Source organism: Paenibacillus sp. FW126-R14 (assembly GCF_058789495.1).
In genome coordinates this window covers 1-9,868 of the sequence record NZ_JBYTBS010000109.1, presented here as the reverse complement: position 1 = coordinate 9,868, position 9,868 = coordinate 1, and the positions used below count along the sequence as shown (strand labels likewise).

At 45.0% G+C, this 9,868-nt stretch carries 12 protein-coding genes; 7 read left to right on the top strand and 5 right to left on the bottom strand.

Features of this window, described 5'->3' with window-relative positions; genetic code table 11:
• The first annotated feature begins 13 nt into the window (after positions 1 to 13).
• The 3 genes from katG (at position 14) to AC3WRW_RS32425 (ending at position 3,786) form a co-directional block, all read left to right on the top strand.
• Positions 14 to 2,197, top strand: coding sequence for a catalase/peroxidase HPI (katG, locus tag AC3WRW_RS32435; RefSeq protein ID WP_492550340.1), 2,184 nt, complete (start codon positions 14 to 16; stop codon positions 2,195 to 2,197).
• Between the two features lie 106 nt (positions 2,198 to 2,303).
• Positions 2,304 to 2,720: a Fur family transcriptional regulator gene (locus AC3WRW_RS32430; protein WP_492550337.1), complete on the top strand. Its 417-nt coding sequence runs from the start codon at positions 2,304 to 2,306 to the stop codon at positions 2,718 to 2,720.
• A 181-nt stretch (positions 2,721 to 2,901) separates the two neighbouring features.
• The gene (locus tag AC3WRW_RS32425; protein WP_492550336.1) at positions 2,902 to 3,786 is read left to right on the top strand and encodes an ATP-dependent DNA ligase; all 885 of its coding nucleotides are present in this window, start codon (positions 2,902 to 2,904) and stop codon (positions 3,784 to 3,786) included.
• Here the strand turns inward: AC3WRW_RS32425 and AC3WRW_RS32420 are convergent.
• The gene (locus tag AC3WRW_RS32420) at positions 3,783 to 4,541 is read right to left on the bottom strand and encodes an MBL fold metallo-hydrolase (RefSeq protein ID WP_492550335.1); all 759 of its coding nucleotides are present in this window, start codon (positions 4,539 to 4,541) and stop codon (positions 3,783 to 3,785) included. The genes AC3WRW_RS32425 and AC3WRW_RS32420 overlap by 4 nt on opposite strands.
• Before the next feature lie 116 nt (positions 4,542 to 4,657).
• On the opposite strand from AC3WRW_RS32420, the gene AC3WRW_RS32415 reads away from it, so the two are divergent.
• From AC3WRW_RS32415 to AC3WRW_RS32405, 3 genes are read left to right on the top strand one after another with little or no spacing between them, the layout of a single operon-like run.
• On the top strand, positions 4,658 to 5,089 hold the full coding sequence (locus AC3WRW_RS32415) for an Lrp/AsnC family transcriptional regulator (RefSeq protein WP_492550339.1): 432 nt from the start codon (positions 4,658 to 4,660) through the stop codon (positions 5,087 to 5,089).
• A 14-nt stretch (positions 5,090 to 5,103) separates the two neighbouring features.
• A complete protein-coding gene (locus AC3WRW_RS32410) occupies positions 5,104 to 5,265 on the top strand; it encodes a DUF255 domain-containing protein (RefSeq protein ID WP_492550334.1) in 162 nt (53 codons plus the stop codon).
• A gap of 35 nt (positions 5,266 to 5,300) precedes the next feature.
• Entirely contained in the window at positions 5,301 to 7,199 is a 1,899-nt protein-coding gene (locus AC3WRW_RS32405) for a thioredoxin domain-containing protein (RefSeq protein WP_492550333.1), read from the top strand.
• Between the two features lie 99 nt (positions 7,200 to 7,298).
• On the opposite strand, the gene AC3WRW_RS32400 is transcribed toward AC3WRW_RS32405, so the two are convergent.
• Positions 7,299 to 7,457 (bottom strand): DUF1540 domain-containing protein, encoded by a 159-nt coding sequence (locus AC3WRW_RS32400; protein WP_167053977.1) that lies wholly within the window; start codon positions 7,455 to 7,457, stop codon positions 7,299 to 7,301.
• A 162-nt stretch (positions 7,458 to 7,619) separates the two neighbouring features.
• On the opposite strand from AC3WRW_RS32400, the gene AC3WRW_RS32395 reads away from it, so the two are divergent.
• Complete coding sequence (locus AC3WRW_RS32395) at positions 7,620 to 7,835, top strand: double zinc ribbon domain-containing protein (RefSeq protein WP_492550332.1); 216 nt, start codon at positions 7,620 to 7,622, stop codon at positions 7,833 to 7,835.
• A 217-nt stretch (positions 7,836 to 8,052) separates the two neighbouring features.
• Here AC3WRW_RS32395 and AC3WRW_RS32390 read toward each other — a convergent pair whose 3' ends face one another.
• From AC3WRW_RS32390 to AC3WRW_RS32380, 3 genes are all read right to left on the bottom strand, one after another.
• On the bottom strand, positions 8,053 to 9,015 hold the full coding sequence (locus tag AC3WRW_RS32390; RefSeq protein WP_492550331.1) for an acetyl-CoA carboxylase carboxyltransferase subunit alpha: 963 nt from the start codon (positions 9,013 to 9,015) through the stop codon (positions 8,053 to 8,055).
• Between the two features lie 38 nt (positions 9,016 to 9,053).
• Positions 9,054 to 9,224, bottom strand: a complete 171-nt coding sequence (locus AC3WRW_RS32385) for an acyl-CoA thioester hydrolase/BAAT C-terminal domain-containing protein (RefSeq protein WP_492550338.1) — start codon at positions 9,222 to 9,224, stop codon at positions 9,054 to 9,056.
• 126 nt (positions 9,225 to 9,350) lie between these two features.
• Positions 9,351 to 9,868, bottom strand: a 518-nt coding sequence (locus AC3WRW_RS32380) for a LytR/AlgR family response regulator transcription factor (RefSeq protein ID WP_492550330.1), incomplete at its 5' end; no start/stop codon positions are given.

The following is a 9,868-nucleotide window of genomic DNA, read 5'->3' as shown; positions in this document are numbered from 1 at the left end:
GGAGAGATTTGATATGGACTCAATGAATACGGCTAATGCTGGAAAATGCCCTGTAATGCACGGCAGCGCGACAAGTCATAAATCTAGTGGAACGTCAAATAGAGACTGGTGGCCCAATCAATTGAGTGTAAACCTTCTTCATCAGCATGACCGCAAATCGAATCCTTTGGGCGAAGATTTTGATTATGCAGAGGAATTTAAAAAGTTAGATTACCAGGCGCTTAAGCAGGATCTGCGCAATTTAATGACAGACAGCCAAGATTGGTGGCCGGCTGACTACGGTCATTATGGTCCCTTCTTTATTCGTATGGCATGGCACTCGGCAGGCACATATCGTACGGGTGACGGCCGCGGCGGTGCTGGAACAGGGACACAGCGTTTTGCTCCGCTAAACAGCTGGCCTGACAACGGCAACCTTGATAAAGCCCGTAGACTGCTATGGCCGATTAAACAAAAATATGGCAATAAAATTTCTTGGGCCGACTTGTTCATTCTAACAGGCAATGTCGCTATTGAATCGATGGGCGGCAAAACATTTGGTTTCGGCGGAGGGCGCCAAGATGTTTGGCATCCGGAAGAAGATATTTACTGGGGCGCTGAAACGGAATGGCTGGGAGATAAGCGTTACTCAGGCGATCGTGAGCTGGATAATCCGCTTGCCGCCGTTCAGATGGGTCTTATCTATGTGAATCCGGAAGGTCCGAACGGCAAACCGGATCCGCTTGCAAGTGGCAGAGACATTCGTGAAACTTTCAAACGTATGGGAATGAACGATGAAGAAACCGTTGCGCTCGTAGCCGGTGGACATACATTTGGCAAGGCGCATGGCGCTGGAGATGCTTCGCTTGTTGGTGTTGAGCCGGAAGGTGCAACGATTGAAGCTCAAGGTTTGGGCTGGCTAAGCACGCACGGTTCAGGCAAAGGCCGCGACACGATCACCAGCGGTATTGAAGGTGCTTGGACTGCGAATCCTACGCAATGGGACAATGGTTTCTTTGAAGTGCTTTTCGGCTACGAATGGGAGCTGACGAAGAGCCCGGCAGGCGCACATCAGTGGGCTCCTGTGAATCCTGCTGAGAAGCATCTTGCACCGGACGCAGAAGATTCGTCAGTACGTGTTGCTACGATAATGACAACAGCGGATATGGCATTGCGGGTGGACCCGGCATACGAGAAGATTTCTCGCCGTTTCTATGAGAATCCGGAAGAGTTTGCAGATGCATTTGCTCGCGCTTGGTTCAAACTTACGCACCGTGACATGGGACCTCTTGCGAGATACCTTGGACCGGAAGTGCCGGAAGAAGTTTTGATTTGGCAAGATCCTATTCCGGCCGTGGATTACACGTTAACTGATGCTGAAGTGGCAGATATTAAAACAAAAATTCTCGACTCCGGCCTTACAGTCAGTGAGCTGGTCACTACGGCTTGGGCTTCGGCCAGCACGTTCCGTGGCACGGATATGCGCGGCGGAGCGAACGGTGCCCGCATCCAGCTTGCCCCACAGAACAGCTGGGAAGTGAATCAACCGGGACAGCTTACCAAAGTGCTTACGATATTAGAAGGCATCCAAGAAGATCTGGACATACACGTTAGCTTGGCTGATTTGATTGTACTCGGCGGCAGTGCTGCCGTGGAAAAAGCCGCACAAGATGCAGGCTTCGATGTAACGGTTCCGTTCGTTTCCGGGCGCGGCGATGCCACACAAGAGCAAACAGATGTAGAAAGCTTTGCCGTGCTTGAGCCAATTGCCGACGGTTTCCGCAACTATCAAAAGAAACAGTACCATGTAAGTCCGGCAGAGCTTTTGGTAGACAAGGCGCATCTGCTGAACCTTACAGCACCGGAAATGACTGTCCTTATTGGCGGTATGCGTGTACTAGGTACAAACTTCGGCGGCACCAAACACGGAGTATTTACCGATCGTGTAGGCACACTCACCAACGACTTCTTTGTTAACTTGCTGGATATGGGCGTACAGTGGAAGCCTGTAGACGGATTCGTGTTTAACGGACACGATCGCAAGACAGGTCAAGTCGTACGTACAGCGACGACAGTTGACCTCGTATTCGGTTCAAACTCCGTGCTGCGTGCGATTGCAGAAGTTTATGCGCAAGACGATAACAAAGAGAAGTTTGTGCGGGACTTTGTAGCGGCTTGGGTCAAGGTTATGAACGCGGATCGTTTCGATCTTAATTAATGCTTACTACGTTTAAGTCTTAAACCATTAAAGCAGAAAATGTAAAGCAGAAAGCAGTATTTGCAGTTAAATACTGTTTTTTGCTTTAGATTGGAAAGGAGTTAAAATGTGTAAGGACACTGTTATCGGCAAAATGAAAGAAGCAGGGCTTCGCATAACTCCCCAGCGCGTTCATATCGTCGAGCTTCTTTGTCAATTGTCGCACCCGACGGCTGATCGGATTTATACGAAGATGACAGAGAAATTTCCTTATGTCAGCCACGCAACCGTATATAACACACTCAAAAAACTGAAGGTGATCGGTGTTGTCAGAGAGCTCTCGAATGGCGATAAGTCCAGTCATTTTGAAACGGTCGAAACCGAACACTGGCACTTCAATTGTAAAGTTTGCGGCGAGATGTACGATTTGGAAGCAAGTAAGAACGAAGCGCTGATGGCTTACGGTACGAATAACTATGCGTTCCAGGTCGAGAGCTTTCGGGTGGAGTTTTATGGCGTTTGTGCGAAGTGTAATGCTAATTAGGCGAAAGTAGGCTATCCCCAGCCATTTCAATGACTTGAGAGATAGCCTTTTCAGCCGTTAAGCTCTATGTTGAAAATAAGAAAGAGTATGCTTGCATAGGGATCAAGGACATAATGGAAATAATTCTACTTTGAAGTCTAATAAAAGGTGCACTTATATGCTATTTTCTCCTTTAAAGCCAATGATTGTTTCCGTCGGTAAAGAAGCATTTGATGATGATGGATTTATTTTTGAACCCAAATGGGACGGATGGAGAATACTTTTACATAAGCAGGGGACACGTTTAGAAGCGTATACCCGAAATGGTCACGTTGTCACGAGCAAATTTCCCGAGTTGAAAGAAGCCATTTCCGTCATAAAGGCAGATACGGCAATTTTGGACTGTGAAGGTGTTTGCATTCGAGACGGCAGATCGGTTTTTGATGATTTTTCCTATCGTGTCCGTATTTCTGATTCCGCAAAAATGAAAGCGGCGCTTAGGACCCATCCTGCTGCATTTGTTGCTTTTGATGTTTTATTTACTTCTTCTGAGCATCTAAATGAACCACTCATGACCCGAAAAGATCGACTGAATGAGATGATCCGCAGCACAAACGTGATGACTCCAACCGCTTTTATTGAAGGGCGAGGCAAAGATTTAAGCGCTTGGAGCATCGAAAATGATATGGAAGGCATCGTTGCCAAACGAAAAGATTCAAAGTATGTTTTAGGTGCGGAAACGAAAGATTGGTTGAAAATTAAACATTTCAAAACGATCGACACGATTATTTTAGGTTATCGAACAGAACCTCAATTTGGTTTGGTCGTAGGACTGCATTTTAGAACAGTTAGGTATAAACCTGTAGGTATTGTTGAAATCGGTTTTGAAGTAGATGATAAGCGGGCTTTTTTAGAAATAGCCAAACAGATAGAAATAAAAATGGATCAGAAAACATATTGGATTAAACCCAAGCTTTGCTGCAGGATTCAATATCAAGAGCGGACCGATCAACATCAGCTTCGAACGACTCTATTTAAAGGGTTTTTGTTTGATAAAGATCCTGAAAGTTGCTATTGGACGTATTAAAAAGAGAATAATTCCCCGTCATTAGGTACTAATAGGCTGTTAGAAAGACCTTTTTCATGGATGAAATCTCTTAATTCCTTGCGTGTTAGTAAGCAGTGGTTGAGAGCTTCCATATGAGAAACGATGATCGTCGACTGAGGAGCTTCCAAATACGTTTGATAGATGTCCTCTGTCGTCATAATCACAGCATCGCCTTGAAGAAACTGAGCAGCGCCTCCATTTACAATAATCACTTCGGGATTGTGCTGCTTGATGGCGGCCTCAACATCGCTGCACCATATTGTATCTCCTGCTATATAGAGTGTCTTTTCATCTTGGTGGTTAAAAACAACCCCTGAAACCTCACCCATCAAATCCCCGATTTCGCCTGTTCCGTGTTTCCCGGATGTTCTAGTGAGGCTAATGCCTTCAATATTTAAAACATGAGAGATAGATTCTACATTTTGGAAACCTTCTTTTCGAATTGCTTCTGCTTCTTTTTCAGACTGGGCAATGATTTTAATCGTCTTAGGCAATACTTCGATTGCAGCAGGATCAAAATGATCAGGGTGCAAGTGAGTGACAATCACAACATCAGCCTCAATGATCTCTTCAACAGGGATGGGCAAATCTACCGTTGGATTCCATTGGTCCTGGTTTAACGTGTTAGGAAATGGCGGATAAGCTCCCTTTTTGGCTAAGAAGGGATCAATTAAAAATCTCTTTCCTCCATAGTTCACCATGACTGTTGCATTGCGGATTTGTCTGATATTCATGCTGCGTTCCTCCTTTTATAAACTCCACTTATAAGATAATATTTAAGGAGAAAGTCGTACATAAATAAAATCAAGTGTATTTGAATACGACTTGATTTATGAAAGAGGTTGTTCTGTTGTTAGATTATACGGATAGGAGAATCCTTGAGGAACTATTAAATAATGGTCGTATCACAATGAAAGAATTAGGTCAGAAAGTTCATTTGACGGGTCAGGCAGCAGCATCCAGGGTGATTAAATTAGAGGAACAAGGTGTAATCGAAGGATATACGATTAATTTGAATCAAATAAAAGCTGGATATGCTGTACAAGCATTCATAAATATTTATACAAAAAACATGGATCATGGTCCCTTTTTAACCTTTATAGAAAAACAACAGCCATTCATCATGAAAAATTATAAAATTAGCGGTGAGGGCTGTTATCTCTTGGAGTGCAGATTTCCTTCTAACGATGAATTGGATCTATTCTTGACGGAATTGAACAAATACGCTAATTATAAATTATCCATTGTAATAAAAAAATCAAACGAAGCTTTCACTTGTTAAGGAGGTGATGCCCCATGACAACGAACAACAAACCCAATAGATTAGCCATGGAAAATTCTCCGTATTTGCTGCAGCATGCACACAATCCGGTGGATTGGTTCCCTTGGTGTGAAGAGGCTTTTGCGAAAGCCAAACAGGAAAATAAGCCTGTCTTCTTATCTATTGGGTATTCGTAGTTAGGCATAGGACGACCTGTCATTGGTGTCATGTTATGGCACACGAATCCTTCGAAGACCAGACCGTTGCCGACATGCTGAACAAAGATTTCATTTCGATCAAAGTAGACCGCGAAGAGCGCCCGGATATCGATCACATCTATATGGCCGTTTGCCAAGCGCTGACGGGGCAAGGCGGCTGGCCGCTGACGTTGTTCCTGACCCCGGAGAAGAAGCCCTTCTTTGCAGGTACATATTTCCCGCGCAGCCGCAAATATAACCGTGCCGGGATGGTGGAAATTATCGCGCAGCTTGCGGGAAAATGGCGGGAAGACGCCGAGCGCGTGCGTGAGGTCGGTGAGCAGGTGATGCAGGAGACGACCAATCGTCTGCTGGAGCACCGTACAGGCGGCGAACTGACGGAAGAAACGCTGCATGAAGCCTTTCGCCTGTACGAAGAGGCGTTTGATCCCGAGTTTGGCGGGTTTGGTAGTTCTCCGAAATTTCCGACCGCACACAACTTGTCTTTCCTGCTCAGATACTATAAGAAAACGGGAAATGAGCGCGCCCTCGAGATGGTCGAAAAGACGTTAGACATGATGCATCGCGGTGGCATGTACGACCATATCGGATTTGGTTTTGCGCGACATTCTGTTGACAATAAGTGGCTGGTGCCGCATTTCGAGAAGATGCTCTACGATAATGCGCTGCTCATCATGACCTATACGGAAGCGTACCAGGTTACCGGCAAAGAGAAGTATGCGGAAGTAGCACAGCAAATCATCGATTATGTACTGCGGGACATGACGGATGAATGCGGCGCATTCTATTCGGCGGAGGATGCCGATTCGGAGGGCGAGGAAGGCAAATTCTACGTATGGACACCGGATGAGGTAGAGGTTGTGCTTGGCATCGACGATGGGGATCTCTTCTCCGAGTTGTTTGATATTACGGAGGAGGGGAATTTTGAAGGGCACAACATCCCTAATCTCATCGGGATGACGGTTGAGTCTTTCGCCAAGCGGAAGCAGATCCCTCTGGATGAGCTGAAGCAGCGGATCGAGCTTGCCCGAGCCAAGCTGTTCGCGCACCGCGAACAGCGCATACATCCGGGCAAGGACGATAAGATTCTGACCGCGTGGAACGGTCTGATGATCGCTGCGCTGTCCAAGGCCGCCCGAGCCTTGGACAAACCGGCTTACGCAGAGGCAGCCGCGCAAGCTGCGGATTTCCTGCTGCGCGAGCTGCGCCGCGAAGACGGGCGATTGCTGGCCCGCTACCGGGACGGCGAAGCGGCCTTTCTTGGCTACGTGGACGACTATGCGTTCCTCGTCTGGGGTTTGATCGAGCTGTACGAGGCAACGTTCGAGCTGCGCTATCTACGTGAGGCCGTCCAGCTGAACGCAGAGATGCTTCGTCTCTTCGGAGACGAAGAGAAGGGCGGGCTCTTCTTCTACGGCAGCGATGCCGAGCAGCTGCTCACCCGCCCCAAAGAGATCTACGACGGCGCGATGCCGTCGGGCAACGCCGCAGCCGCGCTTAATCTGCAGCGGCTGGCCAGGCTGACCTACGACGCGAAGCTGTCGCAGGCCGCTGATGTACAGCTCCAGGCGTTCGCCGGAGCTGTCGCGTCTTATCCGCCGGGGCATGCGCTCATGCTGGCCGCGATCGATTTCGCTTTTGGCGAAGCCAGCGAAATCGTCATCGCCGGCGACCCGGCGAAGCCTCAGACGCAGCACATGCTGCGCACGGTGCAGCGGCAGTTCCTGCCGAATGCGCTGCTGATTCTTCACCCGCCGGGCGCTGCAGGCGAAGAAGTGCGCAAGCTGATTCCGCTCGTGCAGGACAAACTGCCGCTCGGGGGGCGCGCGACGGCTTATGTGTGCCAGAACTTTGCCTGCCAAGCGCCGACACAGGACTTGAGAGACCTCGAAAATCTTTCGGAGATTCAATGATAATAATTATCATTATTGGTTACAATAGGAGTAGAGAGACAAAAAGAGGCCCTCGGGGCCTCTTCTTTCCTTCATCGTAGTTCTAACGTGGTGTAAACATTAAATTTTGGATTCAAACGTTTTGCAGTCGGTTTCTTCCGAATTGCGCGCTTGATTGCTGCCGTGGTGGCTCACGACATAAATCGAGGATGCATTGCATTTATTGCCATTTGCCCAATGTTTGCAAGAATTCACTTCACAAAGCACATCTTTTGCCATGGTTCATTCACCTCCTTTACCTCATAGGGTGGGGTAAAAAGAGCTGTTTTTATACATGGTCGCCAGAAGAAAATGGAAAACGGTAAAGTCCCGAAAGCACCATTGGCTGGAATGCCGTCATATACTTGGAGTAGAGGAAACCTACTTCAAGAAGGTGAGGCAATGGCCGAGAAGGAATTTCAGCAGTGTGTCCGATGCAAATATGTCGCTGACAAAGAGGAAAGATACTGCATCAAATGCGGAGCTCCGCTTAAAAACAGGTGTACAAAGGAAAAAACATTGCTGCACAAGGGCTGCTCTAAGGTGAATAAAGCGGATGCGAAGTTCTGTGCGGACTGCGGAACGGCAACGACTTTTAACGAATGGGGGCTGCTGTGAAAGCAAGCCGCAATAGAAAGGGGCTGTCTCAAAGGGTCAGGAATGACCCGATGGATAGCCCCTTATTTCATACGCTTCTTGTGTAATGTGAACTTGTGGTCCGCTGTAGTTACGCCTGGACACTGAAAGCTGCTCATTCAACTGAAAAAGCAGAATAAAGTTAGTTTCTTGGGATAAGTTATTAGAAATTTTTGTATCTATTGTTGGATATTGTGAATTATTGCCTTTCGTATCCCAAAGCACCTATTTTCCTAAACTTATTATATCGTTCCTCGATTAGGTTCTCTCCAGTTTTAGATCTCAACTGTTGTAGATTTTCTATAATTGATTCTTTAATATAATTTGCTTGTAATTCTAGATTCAAATGAGAGCCTCCTTTTGGCTCAGGTATTATCCCATCGATTATACCAAATTCTTCTAAATCATTAGCGGTTATTTTCATTGCATCTGCTGCTCTATCAGCAAGTGCAGAATCTTTCCATAAGATTGCTGCTGCTGCATTTGGTGATGCAACTGAGTAAATGGAGTTTTCTAACATTAAAATACGATTTCCGACGCTAATTGCTAATGCACCACCACTCCCACCCTCACCAATTACAACACAAATTATTGGGATTCTCATAGTTGACATCTCACTTAAATTCCGAGCTATTGCTTCCGCTTGCCCATGTTCTTCGGCTTTCGCTCCAGGATTAGCACCGGGAGTATCGATGAAAGTTATAACCGGACGATTAAACTTATTAGCCTGTTTCATAAGTCTTAATGCTTTACGAAATCCCTCAGGGTCAGGCATTCCAAATTTTCTATAAATATTTTCTCTTGTATCTTTTCCTTTTTGATGTCCTATAACTGTTACAGGTATATCATTGAGTTTAGCAATACCACCAATAATTGCTGGGTCGTCACCACTTAATCGATCGCCATGAAGCTCTACAAAGTCTGTAAATATTAAATTGATATAATCTAATGTTGTTGGGCGAGAAATGTGACGAGCAATTGACATTTTATTTGAAGCAGAAAGATTCTGGTAAATTGAATTCTTAAGTTCAGCGTAACGATTTTCTAGAATGTTGATTTCATTACTAAAGTCGAGATTTTTTTCGACACCAAAGTTCTGAAGTTCAGAGATTTTTCGTCGTAATTCAACAAGAGGTTCTTCAAATGGTAAATGTTTTGACATATTCAATCATCTCTCCTCTTATTTGGAAGTTATTAGTGTTATGTTAATTTATTAAGATTTTCTCTTAGGAACAACTTTACTTGTTTCCATGAATCAATACTTGCTTCAGCATCTTTTTTGCATTCACCTCCGAAAGGAATTAAACCATTATGATTTATTGTTGTAGGGAGGTAAGGTATGGATATGTTGTGACCGGCCTGTAGGAGCATAACCTGTAGCAGTCTTATTATCATTAAAAGCAGAAGCAAGCAATAACGAAAGTTCGCCATCTTAACGTCAAGAACAATCCCTAGATTTACCAAACGTTTTCACCTCTTTTCAGTATTGATTTACTTTTAGGGATTACTAAGTTGGGTTTTCATATTTAAATAGTTATCGTATGACTTTTTTGATAGAGGAACTATTTGACTTGAACCTGAAAGTGCAATGTCATAACAGCCACAAACTTCCGTATTCGCTAATACTGACTTAATGTATCTCATGTTTACAAGGAAACTTTTATGAGAACGAAATATTTGGGTAGGACATTGTTCAAGTATTTCCTTTAATGTTGAAGAGGATTTTACCACCTCTCCATCAGAAAGGTAGATATTACTTGAAAGTTTATCTTCTTTATGGATATACACTATTACATTTTCAGGTATGTCTCTAGTTCTGTGTTTTGTCTTACATGAAATCCATTTACAGCAAGTTTGATGCTGAATCTCATTAAGTGACGAATAACATGTCTTCAGGTAATTTCTTTTTTTTGCTTCTTCAACTGCGTGAATTAGTTGCTTTTGACAAACAGGTTTTTGAATAAAGTCAATAACTTTAAGTTTATATCCAGTTAATAGATTGGGTACATCTATAT